Annotated in this window: 21 protein-coding genes and 1 tRNA gene; 11 read left to right on the top strand and 11 right to left on the bottom strand. The window is 69.6% G+C overall.

Going from position 1 to position 22,838, the window contains the following annotated elements; translation table 11 throughout:
- Window positions 1-195: 195 nt before the first annotated feature.
- From FG94_RS26160 to FG94_RS27415, 5 genes are all read left to right on the top strand, one after another.
- A complete protein-coding gene (locus FG94_RS26160; RefSeq protein ID WP_152571050.1) occupies window positions 196-573 on the top strand; it encodes a hypothetical protein in 378 nt (125 codons plus the stop codon).
- 67 nt (window positions 574-640) lie between these two features.
- Window positions 641-2,569: a hypothetical protein gene (locus FG94_RS19235; RefSeq protein ID WP_036214960.1), complete on the top strand. Its 1,929-nt coding sequence runs from the start codon at window positions 641-643 to the stop codon at window positions 2,567-2,569.
- Window positions 2,570-2,588: 19 nt separating this feature from the next.
- Complete coding sequence (locus FG94_RS19230; protein WP_036214947.1) at window positions 2,589-4,790, top strand: SUMF1/EgtB/PvdO family nonheme iron enzyme; 2,202 nt, start codon at window positions 2,589-2,591, stop codon at window positions 4,788-4,790.
- 75 nt (window positions 4,791-4,865) lie between these two features.
- Window positions 4,866-5,768, top strand: coding sequence for a pirin family protein (locus FG94_RS19225; protein ID WP_036214945.1), 903 nt, complete (start codon window positions 4,866-4,868; stop codon window positions 5,766-5,768).
- Window positions 5,769-5,846: 78 nt separating this feature from the next.
- The gene (locus tag FG94_RS27415) at window positions 5,847-6,113 is read left to right on the top strand and encodes a hypothetical protein (RefSeq protein ID WP_152571049.1); all 267 of its coding nucleotides are present in this window, start codon (window positions 5,847-5,849) and stop codon (window positions 6,111-6,113) included.
- A 320-nt stretch (window positions 6,114-6,433) separates the two neighbouring features.
- On the opposite strand, the gene FG94_RS19220 is transcribed toward FG94_RS27415, so the two are convergent.
- From FG94_RS19220 to FG94_RS19210, 3 genes are all read right to left on the bottom strand, one after another.
- Entirely contained in the window at window positions 6,434-7,960 is a 1,527-nt protein-coding gene (locus FG94_RS19220; protein ID WP_229445994.1) for an FHA domain-containing protein, read from the bottom strand.
- Window positions 7,961-8,073: 113 nt separating this feature from the next.
- Complete coding sequence (locus FG94_RS19215) at window positions 8,074-9,057, bottom strand: PP2C family serine/threonine-protein phosphatase (RefSeq protein ID WP_036214942.1); 984 nt, start codon at window positions 9,055-9,057, stop codon at window positions 8,074-8,076.
- A 62-nt stretch (window positions 9,058-9,119) separates the two neighbouring features.
- Window positions 9,120-10,406, bottom strand: coding sequence for an MFS transporter (locus tag FG94_RS19210; RefSeq protein WP_081926087.1), 1,287 nt, complete (start codon window positions 10,404-10,406; stop codon window positions 9,120-9,122).
- A gap of 109 nt (window positions 10,407-10,515) precedes the next feature.
- Here FG94_RS19210 and FG94_RS19205 point away from each other — a divergent pair, with 109 nt between their 5' ends.
- Window positions 10,516-10,983, top strand: coding sequence for a GNAT family N-acetyltransferase (locus tag FG94_RS19205; RefSeq protein WP_036214940.1), 468 nt, complete (start codon window positions 10,516-10,518; stop codon window positions 10,981-10,983).
- Here FG94_RS19205 and FG94_RS19200 read toward each other — a convergent pair.
- The 5 genes from FG94_RS19200 to FG94_RS19180 all read right to left on the bottom strand — a co-directional run bounded on the left by FG94_RS19200 (window position 10,969) and on the right by FG94_RS19180 (window position 16,798).
- A complete protein-coding gene (locus tag FG94_RS19200) occupies window positions 10,969-11,424 on the bottom strand; it encodes an SH3 domain-containing protein (RefSeq protein WP_036214937.1) in 456 nt (151 codons plus the stop codon). The genes FG94_RS19205 and FG94_RS19200 overlap by 15 nt on opposite strands.
- An 8-nt stretch (window positions 11,425-11,432) precedes the next feature.
- Window positions 11,433-12,971, bottom strand: a complete 1,539-nt coding sequence (locus tag FG94_RS19195) for a hypothetical protein (protein WP_036214935.1) — start codon at window positions 12,969-12,971, stop codon at window positions 11,433-11,435.
- On the bottom strand, window positions 12,941-15,265 hold the full coding sequence (locus FG94_RS19190) for an FtsW/RodA/SpoVE family cell cycle protein (protein ID WP_036214932.1): 2,325 nt from the start codon (window positions 15,263-15,265) through the stop codon (window positions 12,941-12,943). Before FG94_RS19190 ends, FG94_RS19195 begins: the two co-directional genes overlap by 31 nt.
- Window positions 15,262-16,221 carry a hypothetical protein gene (locus tag FG94_RS19185; RefSeq protein WP_036214929.1) on the bottom strand — a complete coding sequence of 320 codons (960 nt, stop codon included), beginning with the start codon at window positions 16,219-16,221 and terminating at the stop codon, window positions 15,262-15,264. The genes FG94_RS19190 and FG94_RS19185 overlap by 4 nt, the downstream gene beginning before the upstream one ends.
- A 115-nt stretch (window positions 16,222-16,336) precedes the next feature.
- On the bottom strand, window positions 16,337-16,798 hold the full coding sequence (locus FG94_RS19180; RefSeq protein WP_036214925.1) for a glycine zipper domain-containing protein: 462 nt from the start codon (window positions 16,796-16,798) through the stop codon (window positions 16,337-16,339).
- Window positions 16,799-17,063: 265 nt separating this feature from the next.
- Between FG94_RS19180 and FG94_RS19175 the strand changes: the two genes are divergently transcribed.
- Both FG94_RS19175 and FG94_RS19170 read left to right on the top strand, forming a co-directional pair.
- Complete coding sequence (locus FG94_RS19175; protein ID WP_081926085.1) at window positions 17,064-18,137, top strand: metallophosphoesterase; 1,074 nt, start codon at window positions 17,064-17,066, stop codon at window positions 18,135-18,137.
- A gap of 78 nt (window positions 18,138-18,215) precedes the next feature.
- Complete coding sequence (locus tag FG94_RS19170; RefSeq protein ID WP_036214922.1) at window positions 18,216-19,664, top strand: M20/M25/M40 family metallo-hydrolase; 1,449 nt, start codon at window positions 18,216-18,218, stop codon at window positions 19,662-19,664.
- Window positions 19,665-19,730: 66 nt separating this feature from the next.
- Here FG94_RS19170 and FG94_RS19165 read toward each other — a convergent pair whose 3' ends face one another.
- Window positions 19,731-20,102, bottom strand: coding sequence for a DUF1566 domain-containing protein (locus FG94_RS19165; RefSeq protein WP_036214920.1), 372 nt, complete (start codon window positions 20,100-20,102; stop codon window positions 19,731-19,733).
- A 173-nt stretch (window positions 20,103-20,275) separates the two neighbouring features.
- Entirely contained in the window at window positions 20,276-20,947 is a 672-nt protein-coding gene (locus FG94_RS19160; protein ID WP_036214918.1) for an SOS response-associated peptidase, read from the bottom strand.
- Between the two features lie 117 nt (window positions 20,948-21,064).
- Here FG94_RS19160 and FG94_RS19155 point away from each other — a divergent pair, with 117 nt between their 5' ends.
- From FG94_RS19155 to FG94_RS19145, 3 genes are all read left to right on the top strand, one after another.
- Window positions 21,065-21,469 carry a hypothetical protein gene (locus FG94_RS19155; RefSeq protein ID WP_036214916.1) on the top strand — a complete coding sequence of 135 codons (405 nt, stop codon included), beginning with the start codon at window positions 21,065-21,067 and terminating at the stop codon, window positions 21,467-21,469.
- Between the two features lie 6 nt (window positions 21,470-21,475).
- Window positions 21,476-21,676: a hypothetical protein gene (locus tag FG94_RS19150; protein WP_036214907.1), complete on the top strand. Its 201-nt coding sequence runs from the start codon at window positions 21,476-21,478 to the stop codon at window positions 21,674-21,676.
- 268 nt (window positions 21,677-21,944) lie between these two features.
- Window positions 21,945-22,029: transfer RNA gene (locus tag FG94_RS19145), tRNA-Leu, on the top strand.
- Window positions 22,030-22,051: 22 nt separating this feature from the next.
- Here the strand turns inward: FG94_RS19145 and FG94_RS19140 are convergent.
- On the bottom strand, window positions 22,052-22,639 hold the full coding sequence (locus tag FG94_RS19140) for a hypothetical protein (RefSeq protein WP_152571048.1): 588 nt from the start codon (window positions 22,637-22,639) through the stop codon (window positions 22,052-22,054).
- Window positions 22,640-22,838 lie beyond the last annotated feature (199 nt).

Raw genomic sequence — 22,838 nt, 5'->3', positions numbered from 1 at the left:
CCCTGACCGGGCATCCCGACCCCGCCGCCGGGGGGGGCGCGGGCGCGCGCCTGGTTTCCGCTGTATAGCGGCGGCGCCGGCGAGGGGTTGTGGGGGGTCGACGCCGGGGTGCCCCCCGCGCGGGAGGGGGGCGAGGGGGGGGGGGGTGCCGCGGCCCCGGGCGTCGAGGCCGCGGGGCGGGGGGGGGGGGCGGCGGTGCGGCCCCCTCCCCGCCACTTCGACGGCCGCGGCCTGGGGCAATGGCGCACCACGGTGCGCTTCGGCGAAGAGCGCTTCCAGGGCGCTTCCTTCGAGCTGGCCCTGGTCATGGCCGACCGCATGGCGCGCGGGCGCGAGTTCCTGGCGCGTGGCCGGGTGCTGGCCACCGGCCAGTCGACAAGCTGGCACGCGGGGCGGGTCGAGACGGTCGAGGGCGTGCTGCCGAAGTGCGCGCTGCTGGGGCGCGAAGCGGCGCCGGGGGACCGCATCCTGGTGCCGCGGGCCTGGGAAGCGCAGCTGCCGCCGGGCTGGCGTGCGGCGCTGCTCGGGCGCGGGGCCAGCCTGGCCTGCGTCGACAGGATCGGGATCATTTGAATCGCGCCCGGCTGCGCTAGAATCGCCGGGTGATGTTGTGCAGGAAGAAACGGAAACGGAGTCGGATATGTTCCAGATGTTCGGAGTGAAAGGCGCCGGTTGCCCGCGCTGCGAGCGCAAGCAGGGCGGCGACGCGCGCTATTGCGCCGGCTGTGGCCTGATCCTGGGCGCGCCGCGCAATAGCCCGGTGCTACGCGAGAACCGCTGGGTCGCCGGCCCGGACGAACTTGCCGTGTTCTTCGGCGTGCGCGAACTCTCGGGCGTGTTCGTGAAGACCCTGCGCGTGCCGGCCACGGCGCGCGCCTACATCCTGCAGGGTGACAAGGCCACCGAAGTGCCCCAGGGCGAGTACGAGATCGAAGGTTTCTTCACCCGGCTGAACCACCTGCTGCGCGACCAGCACGCCGAGATCCTGGTCACCCGCACTGGCGCCTTGCCTGTCGAATTCCGTTTCGACGACGTCGCCACTGCCGAGCACCTGGCCGTCAGCGCGCGCCTCATGGTCAGCCTGCGCATCGAGAATGTCCCGGCCTTCGCGCGCCACTTCATGACGCTGCCGGGCACCATCAGCGCCGATCAGCTGCGCGAACTCCTGGCGGCGCCGGTGCGCCAATTGGCCGAGGAATTCGTCGGCGCGCGCTCGATCCGCGAGATGGCCGGCAACCGGGAGCTGCGCGAGCAGTTCGACGAACGCCTGCAGAGCGGCCTCAAGCTGTTGCTGTTGGAATACGGGCTGGCGGCGGTGAAGGTCGACACGGTCGAGCTGCGCCACGACAAGTACGACGCCCACCGCGCCCGGGTCGGCAGCCTGTGGCTGGCGGCCGACGAACGCCACGTGCAGATCGAGCATGCCAAGCACCTCGACGAGCTGTACGACGCCGAGGAATGGCAGCGCCTGCGCCGCGCCGAGCAGGCCGCCCGGGTGCGCCAGCGCGAGCGCGAACTGCGCCAGGACGACGCCATCGCGCGCGCCGAGCTGTCGCTGCAGGGCGCCGACCGCGCCCACGCCGTGCGTGCACGCCAGATCGAGCTGTATGCCCGTATCCTGGATGCCGGCTCGCGCAAGCAGGCGCTGGAGCGCGGCGCCGGTGAAGTGCTGCTCGACCTCGAACACGAGCTGGAAAAGAAGGGCGCGCGCCGCCTCGATGAGGCCCGGGAATGGCAGCACCTGCGCGCCCTGGCCCAGGTACGCATGCGCAGCGAACTCGAGCTGGCCCAGCAGGATGCCCGGCAGAGCCTGGCGATTGCCCGTCAGCGTTTCTCCCAGCAGCTGCTGCAGCAGCAGATCCGCTACAAGCTTGATCAGGCCGCGCTCATCGAAGACGCCGCCCGCCGGCAGGCGGAACTCGTGCGCCTGCGCGCCGGCGAAGAAGACGCGGCGCGCCGTGCCCGCGAGATCGACGAGCAGGAACACCTTGCGCGTCACCAGAGCCTGGTGCTGGCGAATGCCGCGTATCGGCGCGAGGCCGAGCGCCTGCAGGAATGGGAAGACGAGCAGGCGCGCCAGCGTATCGAGTCCACCCGCACGGGGCAGCAGCAGGACAAGCTGGCCCGCACCATCGAGCTCGATGCGCGCCAGGCGCGCGCGCTGCAGGACGTGCAGCTCGACGGTGAAGAGCGCCGCCACGCGCTGGAACTGCGCCGCCTCGAAGCCTTCGCCGCGATGGACGACACGGCCAAGCTGGCCCTGGCCGCAGCGCCGAACGCGGCGCTGCTGAACGACTTCATGAAGACCCGCGTTCACGCGAACATGGATGCCGAGCAGCTGGGCGCATTGGCCGGGCTGGCCGAGGCGGGCAAGCTGTCGACCGAGGAAGCGCTGCAGCTGGTGCGCGACGAGCAGGCGCGGCGCGAGCTGGAGGTCGACCGCGACCGCCGCCACCAGGTCGCCCTGCTGGCGACCGTGACGGGAGCAAGCCGCCAGTGCGCCCACGGCCACCCTGCGCGCGAGGGCGAGCGCTTCTGCGCCGCATGTGGCGCGGCGATCCCGCATTGATGGCAGCGTGACCGAAGCAATGCAGACTGCCATCGACAAGATCCGCGAATTGCGTGCCCTGCACGAGGATGGCTTGCTGAGCCGTACCGAATTCGACCAGCGCAAGAACGCGATCCTGGACGCGGCCTATCTCCCCGCCCAGGCGACGGCAGAGGAAGCGGTTGCGCAAGCGACGCGTCCCGGCACCGAGATCGGCCTGATGGCCGGCCAGGAAGTCGGCCCGCAGAACCGGCGCTACCGGCTCGAGCGCCTGATCGCGCACGGCGGCATGGGCCAGGTGTGGCAAGCGACCGACCTGGCCACCCACGCGGAGCTGGGCCACAGCGCCCAGGTGGCGCTGAAGATCCTGCCGCCGCAGCTGACGCAATCGACCCTGCAGTCCAAACTGCTGATCCAGGAAGCCACCCGCGCGCGCCGCCTGGCGCACGAGCACATCGTGCGCGTCTACGAATGGGCGCAGGATCCGGCCACCGCCAGCTTTTTCCTGATCATGGAGTGCCTCGAGGGCGAGGACCTCGACAGCCTGCTGGCGCGCGAGGGCAAGCTGCCCTTCGAGCGCGTGCTGGCCCTGCTCGAACCGGTGGCCGCCGCCCTCGACTACGCTTGGGACAAGCATGGCCTGGTCCACCGCGACATCAAGCCCGGCAACGTGTTCCTGACCAGGCGCGGCGAGGTCAAGCTGCTCGACTTCGGCATCGCGGCGCGCGCGCGCGGCAGTGGCGCGGCGCCGCTGGATGCTCCGGCCACCTCCGGCACCCCGGGCTACCGCGCGCCGGAAGCGGGCAGCCAGGGCCAGCCGGCCCCGAGCCTCGACGTCTACGCGGTGTCGATGATGATCTACCGGATGCTCGATGGGGCGCTGCCGTCAGACCCCGGCGTGGCGCCGCAGGCCTTGCAGCCGCACCAGTGGGGCGCCCTGCGGGCCGGCTTCGCGCAGGATCCGGCGGCGCGCCCGCCGACCGTGCGCGCATTGCTCGAGAACCTGCGCAATGCGGCGGGGCCATCGGCGGAGGAAATCGCAGCAAAGGAGGCGGCCGAGCGCGCCGAGCAGGAGCGGCGCGAACGCGAGCTGGCTGCACGCCAGCAGGCAGAGGAACAGGCCAGGGCCGCGGCCCGCGCCCTGGTCGAGCGCCAGCGCCGCGAGCAGCAGCGGCGCGAGCGCGCCGAGCAGGAAGAGGCGCGCGCGGCGCGCAAGGAAGCGCTGCGCCAGCAACTGCTCGCCAAGCGCGACGAAGAAGCCGCCAAGGCGCGCCTGGCGCAGGAAGAAGCCCAGCGCAAGGCGGCCCAGGCCAAGGCCACCGCAGCCTACCTGGCGGAGCAGAAGCGCGCACGCGAACTGCAGGCGGCGCGCACGGCCAGCGAATTGCAGCAGCTCATGCCGACCCCCGCCAGCCCGGTGGCCGACGGCGACGGCGTACTGTGCGACCCTTTCCTGGAGGGCGCCGGCAGCGGGCCCTCGCTGGTCCTGGTCCCGACCGGCCGCTTCCAGATGGGTTCCTACGAACACGAGCGCAAGATCGCGATGGCGGCCGGCGCGCAGCAGCGCTGGCTGGAGCGCGAAACGCCGCAGCGTTGGGTCGGCATCGAACGGCCCTTCGCGCTGGGACGCTATCCCGTCACGGTGGGCGAATGGCGCGTGTTCGTGCAGGCGACCGGCTGGGAGCCCCAGGGCGACGTGGACTGGCTGGCGCCAGGCTTCACGCAGACCGATGCGCACCCGGTGGTCGGCGTCACCTGGCACGACGCCCAGCGTTACCTAGGGTGGCTGTCGCAAGCCACCGGCCAGCGCTACCGCCTGCCGAGCGAAGCGGAGTGGGAGTATTGCTGCCGCGCCGGCACCCGCACTGCCTTCAGCTTCGGCGACACCATCGGTCCCGACCAGGCCAACTACGACGGCAGCTTCACCTACAACGGCGGCGCGCGCAGCGCCTGCCGCCACGGCACCACCCCATGCGGCATGTTCCCCGCCAATCCCTGGGGCCTGTACGACATGCACGGCAACGTGTGGGAATGGGTGCAGGACGTCGTCCACGACAACTACATCGGTGCGCCGCTCGACGGCAGCGCATGGGAAGCGGGCGGCGACGGGGCGCGCCGCATCCTGCGCGGCGGCTCCTGGCTGTACGCGCCGCGTTACCTGCGTTCGGCGCTGCGCAATGGTTTTTCCAGCGTGCTGTCGAACGACATCGTGGGCTTTCGCGTGCTGCGCGAGCTGGTCTAGACCCATCCTCCGGCCGGGCTGCAGGCGCGGGCGGATGGTGTACAGTAGGCGTATCGTTCACATCGGAGGAGTGTCATGTCCATTGCCCACCTGTTCAAATCGCATGACAAGGACCTTGGCGGCGGCTTCAAGGTCCGGCGCATCCTGCCCGCTGCCGCGCGCCAGTCGGTCGGTCCCTTCCTGTTCTTCGACCACATGGGCCCGGTGGAAGCCGAGCCCGGCGCGCGCCACGATGTGCGCCCGCACCCGCACATCGGGCTGGCCACCGTGACTTACCTGTTCGAGGGCGCCATCATGCACCGCGACAGCCTGGGCACCGAGCAGCGCATCGAGCCCGGCGCGATCAACTGGATGACGGCCGGCAGCGGCATCGTTCACTCCGAGCGCACCCCGGAAGATTTGCTCGACCGAGTGCGCCGCACCCACGGCCTGCAGCTGTGGGCGGCGCTGCCGCGCGAGCACGAGGAAGCGCCGGCCGCCTTCTCGCACACCCCGGCGGACCAGATTCCCGAAGTCGAGTTCGAAGGCGCCACGGTGCGGGTGCTGGTGGGCACAGCCTTTGGGCGCACGTCGCCGGTGCCGACCTTCAGCACCACGCTGTACCTGGACGTGCAGCTGGCGCCGGGCGCGGCCATCGACCTCGGCGGCCTGCCGGAGGAGAGCGCCGTGTACGCCCCGATGGGCGCCATCGAGGTCGACGGCGAAGCGATCCCGGCCAACACGATGGCCATGGTGGAGCCGGGCATGCCGGTGCGGGTCTCGTCCAGCACCGGCGCGCGCTTCGTGCTGATCGGCGGCGCGCCGCTGGACGGGCGCCGCTACATCTTCTGGAATTTCGTATCGTCGAGCCGCGAGCGCATCGAGCAGGCAGCGCGCGACTGGGAAGCGAATGCCTTCGTGCCGGTGCCGGGGGACGAGGAGCGCATTCCGCTGCCGGCGTGGCCGGCGGCGTGGCGGCATGACGGGCCGCGCGAGTAGGCTTGCTTGAACGTGCATACTGCCGTCTTTCGCGGCAGCCGCGGGTCAATTGGAGTGCTCACTATCCGAGGAGTCAATTTGAGCCTTAAGCAATACAGAATCCTCGCTGGTTTGCTTTCGCTAATCGTCCTGATTCTTTGCATGGTGTCCCCTTTGTTGCTGCATTCGGTATTTACTGGAACCAGCTGGGACGATCCGGTGCCTGACTGGATGGGTTGGACCTTGGTGCTTGGAGGCGGCATTGGCAGCGGTCTCGCAGTCCTCATTCATCTATTCATTATCAGTAAAATAGGTGGGTATTCAGAAAAAGAAGCGATGCGAGACTGGCATTCTCGGTACAAGTGAGTGGCACGCCGCTGCTTTTGTGCAGGCTGACTTCTGGCCTGGGCACTCGGCCCCGGTACGCGCCTGACCAGCGTGCGCCGGCGCAGGCTTGTGGGCAGGAGTTAGATTGTCGCGCGGCTACAGGGCGCAGCGCCGTTTGCGGCGGGCGTAAACTGGCGCTCCCGTACGGGTTTTCTCTGAACGCCATTGAGAGGACGCGCCATGAAAATTCCAGAACACCTGAAGATCCCGGTCATCGTCTTCGCGCTGCAGGCGGCGCTGCTGGCCGGTACCTCGCTGGTCTTCCTGCTCCTGCGCCCGCACGGCGCTTGAGCCGCGGCTCAGCTGCCGAGCCAGGCAGCGGGCTGTGCACGCCGGCGCTCGCCGGCGCGGAGCGTCTGCGCGCGCATTTCCTGGGCGAGCTCAGGATAGGGCCGGGCCGTGAAGCGCAGCTGCCGGCCCATGCCGGACAATCGCTCCAGGCTGGCGCCTGGCGACAGCGGCGTCTCCACGCCCGTGAGCTGGTCCCGGTGCCAGAAGCCAGCGTCGCGGTGGAACAGCAGCGGCATGCCAGCGGCGCGCGGCGCAGCCAGGAGCTCGCGCCGGCCCGGATCGGTGTCGGGGGCGAGGATGCAGAAGGCTTCCGCCTGCGCACCCGCGTCGACGCGGTGCAGGATCACGCCGTGCGGCAGCAGGGCGCTCACTTCCAGTTCGACCACGCCACGGATGCTGGCAGTGAGGGCAATGCGCATGCCGAGCCGCAGCGGCGTCGGCGTGTGCTTGCCCGGCCAGACGCCGTCGAGCAGCAGGCCGTAGCGCGACACGTCCTCGATCTCGAAGCCATGCCGGCCCTGGCGGATGAGCGCATGGCGCCCGGACAGGCGGCGCGTCAGGCCGCCACGCTCCTCGCCGTGTTCGCCGTAGTGCATCAAGAGCAGGTCGGCTTCCGGATCGATCTCTTCGAAACGCCCCAGCACGCATTCGTCGAGCGCGAACAGGCGCAGGTGGCGCTGCGCGCTCGAATCCGGTTCCGCGTGCACCAGGCAGGCCGTGCTGGCAGGGCAGGGATGGCCGGCCGCTTGCACTGGAACGTCGATCTCGATCAGGTCTTCGTCCCAGGCGATGGTGGACATGCCCAGGTCGACCTTGCCGCCGCCGTCGCGCGGATCGCGGATGTCCAGCTGGGCGATCGAGCCGTCGCGGGCAGTGACGTCGATGTCGAGGCTGCCGCCGCCCGGCGCCTGCACCCGTGCGATGCCGGCGTCGTCGGCGGTCACGCGCACGTTCTTGTGGGTGGCCAGGAAGGTCTGGTGGATCTCGCCCAGGCTGGCATCCATGCGCGGCACCAGGATCACCGGCGAGCAGGTCCAGGTGCGCGCCGCTCCGGGGAGAGACGGGTGGCGGCTGTGCAGCTCGATGTCGATGCGGTACTGGCCGTGCTCCAGGCCGCGCGAGGAGAATTCCAGTAACACCGGGCGCCAGTCGCCGCGCGAAGTGCGCTGGAAGACATAGCTTTCGCCTTCGCGCAGGCGCAGGCCGGAGCGCACCAGCATGCGCAGCTCGGCCGCGCAATCCATCGGCATGCCGCGCAGTTCCAGCTTGATGGCCTGGCGCCCGCCGGCCGCGCGCGGGTCGAAACCGCTGATGTGCAGTTGCGGGCGGCCAAAGCCGCAGCTCGTGCGCGTTGCGGCCGCGTCGGGGACGCGCTGGGCGCGCAGCGCGCTGATCGCCGCGAAGCTCGCGGGCAGGCCGCTGCCGGAAGCGGCGCCATCGGAAGCCGGCTGGGCGTGCCCGTGCGCGCACAGCTGCTCGCCGGGCATGACCCAGACGGTGCAGTGCGGATGCTCGGGATTGCGGCAGCGGTTCATGGGACGATGGCGGACTCGATCGGAATCGACAACATTGCTAGCTTACGCCCTTTTACTGCCCAGCGGCGCGCCGCATTCATTGATTAGCAACATTATTTTCTGTTGGGAATTTTTCAATCCCGTGCATCGTCCGGCAGGGCGGTTTCGTCCGCGTGGCCGCCGGCCGGCAGCGGCAGGGGACGCAGCACCAGCGCGGTCAGGTTATCGGGGTGCAGGCCCTCGGGCAGCGCGCTTTCCATCGCGCCGAACAGGCGGCCGACCATGGTCGCGGCGTCGGGCGCACCGGCCAGCAGGTCCGGCCATCGGTCCACGAAGCGGTCGGGCGCGGCGCAGGACCAGAAGCCGTCGGTGGCCAGCAGGTAGCAGGCGTCCTCGCGCAGGCGCAGCACGCGGCGGTCCGGCAGGGCGCACAGCCAGGACGGCAGGTTCAGCGGGCTCAGTTCGAACAGCGGGTTCGAGAGCTGCGACGGTTTGCTGAAGGCATTGCCGAGGATGAAGGCCTGCGCGATCTGCGGCGCGTGCGCGCCATGCACCTGGCGGCGCCAAGTATCCTCGTCGATGCGGCCGGCCAGGGCCGCTGCGGTGGCGGGCACGTGGTCGACGGTGAGCGGCACGGCGCGCTCCGGGCCGATCTCGTACAGGCGCGAGTCGCCCACATGGTAGAGCAGGGGCGCGGACGCTGCCGGCAGTTCCAGCATCGTCAGGGTGGTGCCGGGGCGGGGGGCGCCGTCGACGGCGAAATGGCGCTGCAGTTCGGCGTGCAAGGCGTCCAGGTGGCGCGCCAGCTCGGCCGGCGTGTGGCAGGCCGGAATCGTGAGCAGCCCGGCGGCGACCGCCTCCGCGGCTTCGCGCCCATGGCCGTGTCCGCCCATCCCGTCCAGCACCGCCACCCGGCCGTGGCCCGCGGGCCAGGCCCCGACCTGCGCCTGTTGCGGCGCCTGGCCGAGCAGGTAATGGGCCTGGCCGGCGCCATCGATGACGACGAAATTGTCCTGGTTTTCGGGGCGCTGCACCGGGCCGCTGCCGCGGCGGCTGGCCACGGCCACGTCGTAGCGCGGCGCAAAATCGAAGGCGGACAGGATGTCGGATGAGGGCATGAGGCGGATCGGCTAGGCAATTCCGCTACTTTACACCTGAACAAGCTCCTTTCATGCCGCGATTAGAGCGGGTTTTTCCTGCTTCCCGTGACGAGGACCAGCGCATTGGCCAGCACGCAGGCCCCGGCGGTCCCCAGGGCCGCGCGCACGCCCCATCGTTCGGCCACTTGGCCCCAAAACAGGCTGCCCGCCACGTAGCCGCCCGACATGACGAACAGGTAGATCGACAGGGTGCGGGCGCGGATCTCGGCCGGGAAGGATAGCTGGGCCGCGGCGTTCAGGGTCGATACCGTGGCCGACCAGGCCATGCCGCCGCACAGGATCAAGGGCGCCAGCAGCAACAGCGAGCGGCTCGCGGCCATGGCCAGCAGCATGCCGCCGTAGACCAGCATGGCGCCGGCCAGCACGCCGGTCTTGTCGACCCGGGCACGCAGCTGTGGCAGGAAGAAGGCGGCCAGCACCGCGCCGCCACCCAGGCAGCCCATCAGGGTGCCGTAGGTGCTGGACTGCATGCGCAGCACCTCGCGCACGTAGACCGGCAACAGGCTGGCGAAAGCGATGGTCGAGAAGAACACGGTGCAGACGTTGCGCAGGATGCGGCGGTAGCGCGCGCAGCCGAAGGCGGTCCTGACGCCCGACACGAAGCGCGCGCGGAAGCCCTCGGCCGCCTGCGGCTGCGGCCCGTCTTCGCGCCACCAGCTCCAGTACACGCCGAGCAGGCCGGCGAAGGACAGGGCATTGGCCAGGAACAGCGCGCCCGGTCCGATCCAGCCGAACAGAACGCCGCCCACGGCCGGGCCGATGATGGCCGACAGGTTGTAGGATAGGTTGTTGAGGGTGGCCGCGGCCTCCACTTCATCCGGCTCGACCAGGCCGGACATGGCGGCTTGCCAGGCCGGCCAGATGAAGGCGGTGCCGATGCCGATGCAAAAGGTCAGCAGCAGCACCGGCGTGGCGGCCACCAGCCCGGTGCCCGCCAGGAGCGCCATGATGGCGGCGCACAGCGCCATGTACAGGTTGCAGTAGAACAGGAACTTCGGCCGGTGCACGGCGTCCGCCACGACCCCCGCCAGCAGGGCGAACACGAATACCGGCACATAGGTTGCGGTCTGCACCAGCGAGGTGATCGAGGCCGAGCTCGAGATCGAGGCCACCAGCCAGGCCGAGGCGAAGGTCTGGATCCAGGTGCCCATGTTCGAGACCATGTTTGCGAGCCAGAGATTGCGGTAGCGCGGGTGGCGCAGCGGCCGGGTTAGCGGCACCTTGCGGCGGCCGGCCGGGGCGGGCGACAGGCCGTGGACGAGGCTCGAACCAACAGGGGAAGAAGACGGGGAGCTCGGGTCTGGCATGGTCTGGCCAGTGTAGGTGGCTTCGCTACCCACAGTCAATTAAATTGCCGTACGGAAAGTGTTTTCTGTGATATTGTGGCATTCCCAAAACACCTTTGCCGCGAAACCCATGTTGATCCGACCGCTAGTGGCCACGGACATCCCCGCCGTGGCGGCGTTGTTGCGCGAGCTGGCGCGCGAATATATCGTGCACGAATCGCCGCCCGAGGGCGCAGCGACCTTCCTTGCCGAGAACAACGAGATGGGCGTGCGCGGCCTCCTGGCGCGGGGCCATGTCTATCACGTGGCGCTCATCGACGGCCAGCTGGCCGGTTTCGTCGCGGTGCGCGACCGCAGCCATTTGTTCCACCTGTTCGTCGGCAAGCGCTGGCACCGGCGCGGCGTGGCGCGCGCCTTGTGGGAGGCGGCGCGCGAAACGGCGATCGCGGCGGGCGGCGACGGCAGCTTCACGGTGAACTCCTCGAACTTCGCGGTGCCGGTGTACGAGGCCTTCGGCTTCGTGCGGGTCGGGCCGACCCAGTGCGCCAAGGGCCTGTACTTCAACCCGATGCGGCTTGGCGGCTCAGAAGACCACTGAATTCTCGTCGGCGCGGCGCAGCCACAGGCTGCTGGCCCAGCCATCGTGGCGGCGGCCATCCACCACGGCGCTGACCTGCCACCAGTCGCCGCGGCGCTGGCCGGTCGCCGTCACCCGCGCGCCGGCCGGCACCACGGCCAGGCGGCGCGCGTTGATGCCGGTATGCTCGCGCAGGTTGAGGTGGTCGCGCACGCGGTACTGCGCACCCGCCACCGGCGCCTCGGACACGGGCAGCGCCGCCAGCGTGGCCGCGTGCGGACCCGCATCCGGCTTGGCGAGCGCATGCAGCAATCCCCCCAGCAGCGCGGTGCCGCACACCAGCACCGCCAGGGCGCGCGCGTTCGCACGGCGCCACCATGCGCGCGGGGTCAGCCAGGCGGCCAGGCACAGCGTCAGCAGCAGGCCGGCGCAATAGGCGGCGATGGTGGTCGCGGACGGCATGGCTGGACTCAAGCGTCGAAGCGCAGCACGTAGTGGCCGGCCACCAGGTGGTGGCCGGAGGGCAGCAGGTAGGGCTGCTCCTGCGTGGCCTGCGTGATCGGCGCCACCAGCTTCAGGTCCGCATCGAGGTGGAACAGCGCCTGGGTCTCGGACAGGCGCACGATGCGCAAGCCTGCGCCGGTGGCTTCCCAGCTGAAGGCATTGCGCGACAGGCCGAGGCGGTCGGCGCTGGCGGCCGCGCTGCCATCGAGGTGGCGCAGGAAGGCCGGGCCGTCGAGCACCCGCAGCCCGGCCAGCGCCGGCATGCCGCGTCCGAACACCAGGCGGGTGCCGGCCGCCGCCGGCTGCTCGGGGCCCTGCGGCAGCGCGAGCAGGGCCGCGTAGCGGTCCGCCATGCCGGGCGCCACCGCGTGCAGCCGCAGGCTGGCGCCATCGAGCGGCGCGAACTGCGAGGGCACCTTGACGCGCTGGCGTCCGGCCGCGGTGATGGCGTGCACGTCGTCGGCATCGTCCACCAGGAAGCGGATCAGGCTGTCCTTGCCGGGCGCGACCGGCGCGAGGCTGCTGCCCAGGCCGATCTCGAGCGCGGCGGCGCCGGTGTCGCGGTAGCGGCTCAGGCGCGGCAGCGCCAGCGCGGCGAGCGTGATGCGGTGCCGCGCGACCGGGGCGTAGGTCGCGTCGTTTTCCAGCGCGTGCGGGGCGGCGAGCGGCATCGCCGTCATCTCGTTCTCGGCAATGCTGGCCTCGCGCGGCTTCCATACCGCGGGCGCGCGCGCTAGCACGGCGCTCGGCGCCTTTGCCGGGTTGGCCCGTTCCGGCGTGCCTGCTCGGCTGATTTTCAGGAGCAGGCGCTGGCCGGCGCCGTCGCCATTTGCCTTCCTGCGGATGACGTAGTAGCCGCCGGCCGCGTCGAAGCGGCAGTCGAGCGTGTCCTTGGGGCGCACCTGCACTTCCATCTCGCTGTCGGCGCCGTCGTTGATCAGGAGGATGCCACCTTCCGCACCGAAGGGCCAGCCGGGCACCGCGAAGGTGGCATTGGCCTCGTCCTGGCCGACCACGGTCAGGCGCTGGTTCGGGTACACCGCGCACACTGGCTGCCAGATGGCGCTGTCGCGCGAGGCCGTCACCGTGTACAGCAGCTGTTCGCCCGGGGCCGGCAGGTAGACCGCGTGGCCGAACTTCACCTTGACCTCGCCGCTGGCGACGGCATCGTTGCCGACCACGTGGTAGCGCACCTCGTCGCCCCCGAGCAGGTCGCCGAAATCCTTCTGGTGCAGGGCCGCCAGCGATTGCGCCAGGTCGCGCACGCGCGCGCCGCGGGTCAGGTGGCGGTCGTCGTCGACCTCGTCCTGCGGCAGCATCAGCGTGACGTGGGAGAAGCAGCGGGTGGCGGCGCGCCCGCGCTGTTCGCGCGGCGAGCGCTCCAGCAGGTCGCGCAGCAGCGGGCGGCGCGAGAACAGCGCCAGGCCCGGGGCCTGCCACAACGCCTCGGCATTGAAGACATCGTCGACCCTGGCTAGGACTTCGTGTTGGACGTAGACCGGCATGTTGGATTCTCCTCGAAAGATTGAACGCTCGCCACGCCGAACGCTAGCAGGGGGCAGATGAAAAACAGCAGGTGCGAGCCGCCGCTCGAGAGAAAGCTCATCGGCTGGCCCATGATGGGAAACAGCGCCAGGTTGGTGCCCCAGGACAGCAGGAAATGCCCGCCCAGGAAGGCCGCGCCGCCGGCCAGCAGGAAGCACTGGAAACGCCCGAGCCAGGCGCGGCGGAAGTCGCCGGCCGCCAGGGCGCCCTGCCACGCTGCGACCGCCGCGTGCAGCAGGCAGCCGAGCAGCGCGGCCTGCAGCGCCCACAGCAGCAGGCCGCCCAGCAGGCCGTGGCGGTTGAGCAGGAAGGAAGGCGCGAAGTCGTCCTGCACCGCCGGGATGCGCAGCGCGTCGCCGCCGGCCTGGCCGAGCGAAGCCAGGCCGAGCAGACCATCCGCACCGAGCCAGCCGCCGCCGGCGACGGCGCGGGCGCCGAGCAGCATCTGCTGGCCGGTGTGCGGGTGGGCGGCCGGATCGGCCCAGACCTGGAAGCGTTCGGCATAGAAGCCGCCGGTCAAGCCGGGCCCCACCGATTGCAGGACCAGCGCAGCGCCCAGCAGTGCGCAGCACAGCCCGCCCGTGAGCGCGGCCTGCAGCCGGCGGCCGGTGGCGAGGCACCAGGCCAGGAAGCTCACCGCCCCCCACACCAGCAGCAGGATCAGCGGAGAATAGTCGTCCACCTGGACCAGCGCCACCGCCACGAGCAGCACGAACAGCAGGATCGGCGCCAGCATGCGCAGCCAGCCGCGCCAGCTGCGAACTTCGCTGCCCGCCCCGGTTGCCAGCGCCAGGCAATGGGCGCTCAGTGCGGCCAGGGCCAGCTTGGCGAATTCGACCGGCTGCACCTCGAACACGCCGGTCTCGTTGCCGAAGGCGACCTGCAGCACCAGCCCGGCCAGGGCCCCGAGCGCCAGCGCGAACAGCAGCCATTCGGTCGCCATGCGCGACAGCGTGCCGCGCGCCACGCCGTCCAGCAGCAGCAAGCCGAGCGGCAGTCCGGCGCCGAGCAGCACGCAGCTGGTTTCCACGTGGCGCAGCCAGGCGCTGTCGCGCGCGCCCAGTCCCAGTTCCAGCTGCACCAGCAGGCCGGCGCCGAGCAGCAGCACGGCCACCGCCCCGAGCAGCGGCAGGCGCCGCGACCACAGCAGCGCGTGCCACAGCGCGGCCCAGGCCAGCAGCAGCGCCCAGCCGGTGCCGGGCGCCGCCCCGAGGCGCTGCATCGCCAGCAGCAGCACCGCACAGGCGGGGATGGCGCAGGACAAGGCGAGCTTCGCCCACCCCGCGGGCTTGGGGGCCGGGCTTGCGCTGCGCAGGCCGGCGGCCGCGGCCAGCAGGAACACGCCGAGCGCGGCGCACCACGCCAGCGTGGACGGCGGCGCGAAGCGCCACAGCGAGCGCTCGCCCCAGCTCCATGCGACGCCGGCCGGCAGGATCGTCTTCGGCTCGGCGAACAGTTCGACCTCGCGTGCGGGCTCCAGGCGCAGGCTGTCCCCGCGCGCCGACAGCGCGAAGCGGGTGCGGCCGACCGCGATCGCCTCCACGCCGTCCAGCAGGTGCTCGCGCCGGGCGACGTCGAGCCAGTGTCCCCCGTCGTGCAACAGGATTGGCTGCGCACCGTGCACGTTCAGTACCTGCCTGCGCGCGGCGTCGCGCGCCAGCGTGAGCCTGCCGCTGTCCAGGCCGGGCACGGCGAGCCGGTTGCCGCAAAACAGATTGCCGCCGAAGGCGAGCGGACGACTCAGCGCGAAAAAGCCTGGCGCGACCCGGTTCCACAGTCCGGCCAGGCGCGCCGCCAGGCTGGCGTCCGGGCAGGCCGGCTGGACTTCGCCGTCGCGCAGCAGGAGGGCGCCGTCGTAGTCCCAGGTGTGGCGGCCGTCGCGCAGGACCGTGCGGCCTGCGTCCGCCGCGACGATCTCGAAGAGCGCCGCGCCGGCCTGCAGGCGCTGGCCGGCGGCCAGCGGGAGGCTGCCGCTATGCAGGCGTTCCGCGCCGCGCACCAGTACCGCGGCCTGCGCCGGGTCGTCATTGCGCAGCCACCAACGCCCGCCCGCATCGCGCCGCACCGAGAACTGCCGGCTCGCGGCGCGCGGCGCGGCCAGTTCGGCGCGGCCGAGCGCGAGCGATTCGCCCGGCGCAAGCCGTACCGTAACCGTGTGCGGCAGGTAGCGCGGCGGCGCCAGCAGCATCGCGAAGAGCTGCAGGGCGCACACGCCGGCCAGGGCGAGCGCGGCGAGCGCCAGGCGCGGCCTCATGCCGCCCTCGCCAAGGCCGGCTGCGACATGGCGCTGCGGACCGCATGCAGCATCCGGCTGATCTCCAGCGCGTGAGCGGGGCGCTCGCTAACGGTGGGCGCGAGCAGGGCGCGCAGGAGGGCGTCGGCCTGCGCCCGCGCCGGGCCGAAGGCGTGGGCGAAGCCGGCCGCCTCGTCCGGCAGCAGGGTCGGGGGAATGCCCGCGTACGCGCGGCGCAGCATGGCGGCGCCGTCGCGCCCATGCGCCGCGTAGGCCTGGGCGCAGGCGGCGCCGTAACGCAGCATGCGGCCGCACACCAGCCAGTAGAGCAGGGCGCCCAGCGCGAAATAGTCGCTGCGCGGATCGGTCAGGTATCCGTCGCCGGCCTGCGGGAAGAACTGTTCCGGCGCCTGCCAGCTGGCGGTACCAAGGTAGGCCTGGGTGGGCGCCGCGCACAGCGCGCGGCAGGTGCCGAAGTCGGCCAGCTTCAGGTTCCCGCTGCGGCGCTCGAGCAGCAGGTTGCCGGGCTTGAGGTCGAGGTAGCGAAAACCGGCCGCGTGCACCTTGGCCAGCGCCTGGTTGACCTGGCCGAGCCAGTCGAGCGCCTGCCGGGGGCCGGGCATGCGCCCGGTGGAACGCAGCAGCTTGATATGGGTGGCCAGGTCGCCGTCCAGCAGTTCGAGCGCCATCGCCGGCAGGCCCTCGACGCTGCCGCTGTCGAGCAGGCGCACGATGTGGCGTCCATCCCAGGGCGCCAGCCGGGACAGAAAGGCCTGCTCGGTGCGGGCCGCGTCGATCCAGTGGTGGCGCAATTCGACGGGCGCGCGCGCCATCTGCGCGCTGTTGACCAGCTTGAGGGCGACGCTGCCGCCCGGCGCATCGGCGCGCCACACCACGCCGTAGGCCGAGCCGCCGAGCGCCTCGGCCAGGCGGTACTGGCCCTGCGCCAGTTGAACGATTGTGCCTTGCTGGATCATGCCCCCGCCTTTCGCGACTGGCGCCGTGCGCCCTCACGGTGCTCAAGCGGGGGGAGTGGGAAAACGAAGGAAGGGACGGGCGAAAAAAAACCGCGCAGCGCGCGGTTTGGGTTGATTAGCGACGATCCCAGCGGTCACCGCGGTCCCAGTCGCGTCGATCATGGCGATCCCAGTCGCGGCGGTCACGACGGTCGTAGTCACGGCGCTCGACGTAGACCGGGCGCGGCTGGACATACACCGGGCGCGGCTGCACGTAGACCGGACGGGGCTGCACGTACACCGGACGCGGTTGCACGTACACCGGGCGCGGCTGGACGTAGCCATAACCATAACCGCGGTTGTCGTAGTAACGGTTGTCGCGATAACGGCGATCGTCGTGGGTCGAGATCGAGTTGCCCACCGCCGCGCCGAGCACGCCGCCCACCAGGGCGCCGCTGCCGCCGCCGGCACTGTGGCCGATTGCCGCGCCCACCACGGCGCCGATAGCAGTATTCACACCACGGTCGTCCGCCATTGCCGCTGGGGAGACGGCAACCGCGGCCAGGACCACCGCACCAACAATTTTAGATTTCAACATGGTTTTTCCTTTTGCCCCTGCGGTGATCAGGATGATCGAACAACGCCAGGCATGGAACGAACTATAGACCTGCGGACTCATGCTGCCATCCGTTAATACAGATTATTACAAACGCTGATCCAGCAGTAACATCCCTACCGGCACTTGCAGAGGGACGGGCCCGCCCCATCTAACATTTGTTACCGTTTACCGCCCCGGGTCCCCTGTGAATCGATCTTTCGCCACCATCCTGTCCCTGCTGGTCTTGCTGCAGGTATACATCGGCATGCGCCTGTTGCCGGACCTGGCGCTGGGGCTGCCGTTCAATGTGGCCGGCGTGCTGCTGCTGGTCGTGTTGACCGTGCTGGTGCCGGTCGGGCTGATGTCGGCCTCGCTGCGCCGGCGCCGCTGGTCGGAGCTCGTTGCCTGGCTGGGCCTGATGTCGATGGGCTTCTTTTCCTCGCTGCTGGTGACGACCCTGGCGCGCGACCTGGTGCTGCTGGCGTTGCGCCTGTTTGGCGAGCTCGATCCGGAACTCGTTCGCGGCAGCGCCGCCGCGGTGCCGCTGGTGGCGCTGGCCGTGACCGCGCTCGGCTTCGTCAATGCGCGCCGGCTGGCCCGGGTGAAGCGGGTCGAGGTGCCGATCGCCAATCTGCCGCCCAGCCTGCACGGCTATGCCATCGCCCAGGTCTCGGACATCCACGTCGGCCCGACCATCAAGCGTGCCTACCTGAATGCGATCGTCAACCGGGTCAACAAGCTGGGCGCCGACGCCATCGCCATCACGGGCGACCTGGTGGACGGCAGCGTGCACCGCCTGGGCCTGCATACCCAGCCGCTGGCGCGCCTGGCGGCGCCCGACGGGGTGTTTTTCGTGACCGGCAACCATGAATACTATTCCGGGGCGGAGGAGTGGATCGCCGAAGTGCGACGGCTGGGCGTGACCGTGCTGCTGAACCAGCACGTGATCCGGCGCCGCGACGACGCCACCCTCATGATCGCCGGCATGCCCGACTACACGGCCCACCATTTCAACCCGGGCCACAAGAGCGACCCGCGCGCGGCCGCAGGCAGCGCCCTCGAGCAGGCCGACGTGCGCATCCTGCTGGCGCACCAGCCGCGTAGCGCGCTAGCCGCAGCCGAGGCGGGCTTTCACCTGCAGCTGTCCGGGCATACCCACGGTGGCCAGTTCTTCCCGTGGAATTTGTTCGTGCCGCTGCAACAGCCCTTTGTTGCCGGGCTGCACCGGGTGCGCGACATGTGGGTGTACATCAGCCGCGGCACCGGTTACTGGGGGCCGCCGAAGCGCTTCGGCGCTCCTTCGGAAATCACGCTGGTGCGTCTGGTTCCGGCGGTGTAAAGACGTCAACATTTCTTACCAAAAACTATCCGGATGCGCTATCGTTGAATTCTCTTGAACTGAAGAAGGATTCGACGCATGAACCGCAGCATCCGCAGTTTCCCTGTCCTGAGCGCGCATGTCGCTATGCTTGCCACCGTGCTGTTGAGCCCGGCAGTCCTGGCAGCCAGCCCCGGCAATGATCCTGCCGCGCTCGCGAAGATCCGCGACACGGCGATGCAGAGCGATTACGCCTGGGAACGGATGGCGGACATGACCGACCTGATCGGCCCGCGCCTGTCCGGCTCGCCGGGAGCGGCGGCGGCCGTGACCCAGGTGGCCGAAGCGATGCGCAAGCTCGGCGCCAGGGTGACCCTGCAGCCGGTCAAGGTGCCGCACTGGGTGCGCGGCGTGGAAACCGGGGAGATCGTCGAGTACGCCGGCCGCCCGCAGGGCATTACCCAGCGCGTGGTGCTGACCGCACTGGGCGGCTCCGGCGCGACCCCGGCCAGCGGCTTGATTGCGCCCGTGATGGTGGTGAAGAGCTTCGACGAACTGAAAGCGCGCAGCGCTGAAGTGAAAGGCAAGATCGTGCTGTTCGACGCCAGCTTCGACCAGCACCAGGCCGACCGCGGCCTGGCCGGCCAGGCCTATGGCCAGGCATCGGCTTTTCGGCGCAGCGGCCCGCCGATGGCGGCCGAGCTGGGCGCGGTGGCGGCGCTGGTGCGCTCGGTGGGCGGCGCCAACTATCGCCTGCCGCACACCGGCTCGACCGCGCTGCAGGACAATGCACGCATTCCGGCCGCGGCCGTGACGGCCGAGGACGCCATGCTGATGGGGCGCCTGGCCAAGCGCGGCCCGCTCAGCATGAAGCTGGTGCTCACGCCCAAGACCCTGCCGGACGCCGACAGTTTCAATGTGATTGCCGACTTGCCGGGTCTTGAAAAGCCGGACGAGATCGTGATCGTGTCGGGCCACCTGGATTCCTGGGATCTGTCTCCGGGCGCGCATGACGATGCGGCCGGCGTCGCCAGTGCGATGGCCGTGCTCGACACCCTGAAGAAGCTCGACTTCCGCCCACGCCGCACCATCCGCGTGATCGCCTGGATGAACGAGGAGAACGGGATGCGCGGTGCGCGTGCCTACACGGCCGCCGAGCAGGCCAACACCGAGAAACACATCGGCGCGATCGAAAGCGACAATGGCGCCGGCCGTCCCTTCGGCCTGCGCGCCAGCGTGCCGGCGAGCTCGAGCAAGCTGTTCGCACCGCTGCAGGCGGCGCTGCAGCCGATCGGCGCGGGCATCTTCCGCCGCGAAGACGCGCTCTTGACCGGCGACCTGTCCTTCCTGGAACGTACCGGCGTGCCGAGCTTCGCGCCGCTGATCGACACGTCCAGCTATTTCGACTACCACCACACCCCGGCCGATACGCTGGACAAGGTCGACCCCGACCACCTACGCCGCCACGTGGCGGTGATGGCGGCCACCAGCTGGTTCCTGGCCAATATCGAACAGCCGATCGGCCGCGCGAACGTTCCCGAACGTTGATGGCAGGCGCCGCCCCGTTCGCAACGGGGCGCCTGCCAGGCTATGGTCCGGCCGCCGTGCCGGCGTTCAGGGCACGGCAATGCGCCTGATCGCGCGCGCGTGGCCGCGGTAGGGGCGGCCGTAGATGGTCTGGATACCGCTGGCAAAGTTTTGCCCCCAGACCAGCTGGGTGCGCGTTTCGTGCGGTTCGCTCGACCAGTACCAGTTGCGCTCGAAGGCTTCGCGCTGGTTGGCGAACAGTAGCGCCAGTTCGCGCCGCGTCGGCAGCACGCCGCCCTGTCCGCGCGCCCAGTCGACGGCGCTCGGCCAGCTGACGTCGACCGCCTCGCCCGGCAACAGCACCAGGTGGTAATCGGGATCTTCTTCCTTGCCCAGGATTAGTCCCGCATAGGCCTCGCCTTCTTGCAGCATGGCCCGCACTTGCATGTACTCGCCCATTTAACACGTCCTCAGAGTTGGTATCCAGTCTTTAAGACCTTCCGAACCGAGCTTTGGTTGCGTGTACAAGTTCGATCTAGCTCATGCAAGTGGTTGAGTTCGTTGAGGATATTTCTTCGAGATAGAGGGCCTACCGCTGCCAGCCTGCGGTTTTTTTACTGTGTGGTAAAAATTCATTCGGCCAGGGGCAGGGCCATCTGCGGGTCCTGCGCGCCCGGGCGGTTGACCGCGTTGGTCACCTTGTACCATTCGAAGGCGTCGACGGGCAGGGCGGCGCGGCGCGCCAGGTCCAGGGCTTCTTCGGGCGACAGGTCGGGGTTCAGCCACAGCTCGGCATCGGCCGCGTCCAGCACCACCGGGCGGCGGTCGTGGATGTCGAGCATGCCCTCGTCGGCGGCATCGGTGACCAGCACGAAGCCGGCCTCGGCCCGGTTCTCGGTGAAGCTGCCGAAGTTGGCCAGCGCCAGCAGGAACAGCGGGGCGCGGTCCTTGCGGTGGATGTGCCAGGGCTGCTTCTTGCCCTTTTCGCCGGTCCACTCGTACCAGCCCTCGGCCGGCACGATCGCGCGGCCCTTCTTGAGCAGGGGCTTCCAGTAGCGGTTGGTAAGCTTGTCCATGCGCGCGTTGACCATGATCGGTAGCTTGCCTTCGGCCCAGCGCGCGCGGTAGCTCCAGAACACGTCGTCGATGCGGCGCTCGCCGTCCTGCAGGTGCATGACCGGGCGGTAGCTGCCGGGCGAGACGTTCCAGGCAGGGGTGGACTCGCTGTCGTAGACCGCGTCCGTCCAGCCGAACACGCCGGCGTAGTAGCGAGCCGTCTGGCTCTGGTCAAATCGTCCACACATGCTTCCATGGTAGCGCAGGCCTGCGCCGTGCGCGGCACGGTAGAGATCGGATGAGCTCGTGTGCTTGCCATGCAGGGTGGTATGCTCCCGGCTAGACTGAATATGAGGAGAAACTGTATGGCTAGTGGCTGGTGGAGCGTCCTGAAGACCGTCCCGTGGAGCGAGGTGATCAACGCGGCGCCGCAAGTGGCGACCGGTGCGCGCAGGCTGTGGGACACGGTGGCGCGCAAGTCCGGCGGCGCGGCCGGCATTACCCCGGAGCCGATGATGGGCGAAGAGCCCCAGGAAGACTATTTCGGCACGCTGGTCATGCGCGTCGAGCGCAACGAAATGAGCCTGGCCGAGCTGCGTACCCAGATGCTGCAGGCTTCCGAGATCATCGCCAACATGGCCGACCAGAACGCCCAGCTGATCGCCAAGATGGACGCGGCGCGCAACCGCATGCTGTGGCTGAGCGTGGCGACCGGCGTGTCGTCGATCCTGGCGCTGGTGGCGCTGGCGCTGGTCGTTGCCCGCACCTAGGCCCGCATGAAATTCGTCCTGATCCTCGCGAGCCTGTTCGTCTTCGTTTCGCTGCTGCTCAACGGGGCGCGGCGCAAAGGAAAACTGAACAGCAAGGCCGACCGCGCCGTCGCCGAGCTGGCGACCTCGATGCGCATCTTCGTCTACGGCCTGCTGTTCTTCGTGGGACTGGTCTGCCTGGCGGTAGCCTACGAGTCCATCTATTGATGCTTTGCTGCAGCTTTGTGCGAACACGCTGACAAACACGCGGGAAAAACCGGCGCTTGTAGGTCCGAATAGCGGGCTTATGTTGGTTACGTTCTCTGGTGGATAGTTCCACCTCTCCGCGTGTCTCCAGCTCAGTGTTGACTGAGTTCTTTGCCGCTGTCCTTGACGGACAGCGGCATTTTTTTTGTTCGCCGACCGGGACGTGTCCGCACCGGGTAGCTCAACTACTAACACTGTCGCTGCGGCACGTAGTACAATCCCCGCCGGCGCGGGCATGGCGAAATTGGTAGACGCATCAGACTTAAAATCTGCCGCCGCAAGGCGTGCCGGTTCGATTCCGGCTGCCCGCACCAGCTCCCTTCGTTCATGCGTGAACTAGGGCGCGACCGACACCGCCGCCACCTGGCGCGGCGCCGCTTGCGGCGCAGGCGTTTCGCGGCGCGCCGCAATCTCCCGATTCGCCCGTTCATACACACGCGCACTGTGCTGCCACCACAGCACCCCGGCCACCAGCCCGGCGGCGATCGCGACCGGCGAGGGCGCGGACAGCAAGACCATCAGGTTGTTGACGGCGGCGCCCGTCCACAGCGAACTCGAACTCTTGATGAGCATCCGCTTCTCGTCTTCCGGCAGGCGGTCGGCGTACTTCACCAGCCCGATCTTGGCGCCGGTCAGCACGATGATCCCCACCGGCGAGGTCGGCACCAGGGGATTCATTTCCAGCGCGCCGGACGACAGTGCGAGGCCGGTGCTGAGGCCGTCGGCCACGGCAGCCTGCATGGCGTTCTTGTCGAGCCGTTCGATCCGCTCTTCCGCGGAAGGGACAGCCGCGCCCGCGATCTCCTGCGGCGCGCGGGAAGGCGGGCTGCCCGTCGCGCAAGCGACCAGGGCGGGGGCGACAAACAGGCAGGCGGTGGCAATCCTGGCCAGGCGGCGATACAGGGGCACGCAACGATTTCGCATATCCAACTCCTCGCAATGACGGCTCGATCGGAAACTTGCTGCTAACCGGCAATGACTAATTAGGCAAGCTTAATAATCAGTACATACCTTTTTGATAACAAGGCGGTGCGCCAGCGCAGCGTAATAGCTGAGCCATGTCATGCAAGGTGGATACTTCGGGAACTTAGCTAGAACGCTGCGGACCGATTCCGCTTACTCA

It is taken from the genome of Massilia sp. LC238, from assembly GCF_000735635.1.
GTDB lineage: Bacteria > Pseudomonadota > Gammaproteobacteria > Burkholderiales > Burkholderiaceae_D > Telluria > Telluria varians.
Note: the sequence above shows the minus strand (reverse complement) of the source record. Positions and strands in the feature narration are given on the sequence as shown.

Excerpts from the sequence above, each read along its gene's own strand:
- FG94_RS19180 (WP_036214925.1), bottom strand. The coding sequence starts at position 16,798 with ATGTTGAAATCTAAAATTGTTGGTGCGGTGGTCCTGGCCGCGGTTGCC.
- FG94_RS19235 (WP_036214960.1), top strand. The coding sequence starts at position 641 with ATGTTCCAGATGTTCGGAGTGAAAGGCGCCGGTTGCCCGCGCTGCGAG.
- FG94_RS19165 (WP_036214920.1), bottom strand. The coding sequence starts at position 20,102 with ATGGGCGAGTACATGCAAGTGCGGGCCATGCTGCAAGAAGGCGAGGCC.
- FG94_RS19160 (WP_036214918.1), bottom strand. The coding sequence starts at position 20,947 with ATGTGTGGACGATTTGACCAGAGCCAGACGGCTCGCTACTACGCCGGC.
- FG94_RS19215 (WP_036214942.1), bottom strand. The coding sequence starts at position 9,057 with ATGCCCTCATCCGACATCCTGTCCGCCTTCGATTTTGCGCCGCGCTAC.
- FG94_RS19185 (WP_036214929.1), bottom strand. The coding sequence starts at position 16,221 with ATGATCCAGCAAGGCACAATCGTTCAACTGGCGCAGGGCCAGTACCGC.
- FG94_RS19220 (WP_229445994.1), bottom strand. The coding sequence starts at position 7,960 with ATGAACCGCTGCCGCAATCCCGAGCATCCGCACTGCACCGTCTGGGTC.
- FG94_RS19205 (WP_036214940.1), top strand. The coding sequence starts at position 10,516 with ATGTTGATCCGACCGCTAGTGGCCACGGACATCCCCGCCGTGGCGGCG.
- FG94_RS19170 (WP_036214922.1), top strand. The coding sequence starts at position 18,216 with ATGAACCGCAGCATCCGCAGTTTCCCTGTCCTGAGCGCGCATGTCGCT.
- FG94_RS19155 (WP_036214916.1), top strand. The coding sequence starts at position 21,065 with ATGGCTAGTGGCTGGTGGAGCGTCCTGAAGACCGTCCCGTGGAGCGAG.
- FG94_RS19200 (WP_036214937.1), bottom strand. The coding sequence starts at position 11,424 with ATGCCGTCCGCGACCACCATCGCCGCCTATTGCGCCGGCCTGCTGCTG.
- FG94_RS19195 (WP_036214935.1), bottom strand. The coding sequence starts at position 12,971 with ATGCCGGTCTACGTCCAACACGAAGTCCTAGCCAGGGTCGACGATGTC.
- FG94_RS19150 (WP_036214907.1), top strand. The coding sequence starts at position 21,476 with ATGAAATTCGTCCTGATCCTCGCGAGCCTGTTCGTCTTCGTTTCGCTG.
- FG94_RS19190 (WP_036214932.1), bottom strand. The coding sequence starts at position 15,265 with ATGAGGCCGCGCCTGGCGCTCGCCGCGCTCGCCCTGGCCGGCGTGTGC.
- FG94_RS19175 (WP_081926085.1), top strand. The coding sequence starts at position 17,064 with ATGCGCCTGTTGCCGGACCTGGCGCTGGGGCTGCCGTTCAATGTGGCC.
- FG94_RS19225 (WP_036214945.1), top strand. The coding sequence starts at position 4,866 with ATGTCCATTGCCCACCTGTTCAAATCGCATGACAAGGACCTTGGCGGC.
- FG94_RS19210 (WP_081926087.1), bottom strand. The coding sequence starts at position 10,406 with ATGCCAGACCCGAGCTCCCCGTCTTCTTCCCCTGTTGGTTCGAGCCTC.
- FG94_RS19140 (WP_152571048.1), bottom strand. The coding sequence starts at position 22,639 with ATGCGAAATCGTTGCGTGCCCCTGTATCGCCGCCTGGCCAGGATTGCC.
- FG94_RS19230 (WP_036214947.1), top strand. The coding sequence starts at position 2,589 with ATGCAGACTGCCATCGACAAGATCCGCGAATTGCGTGCCCTGCACGAG.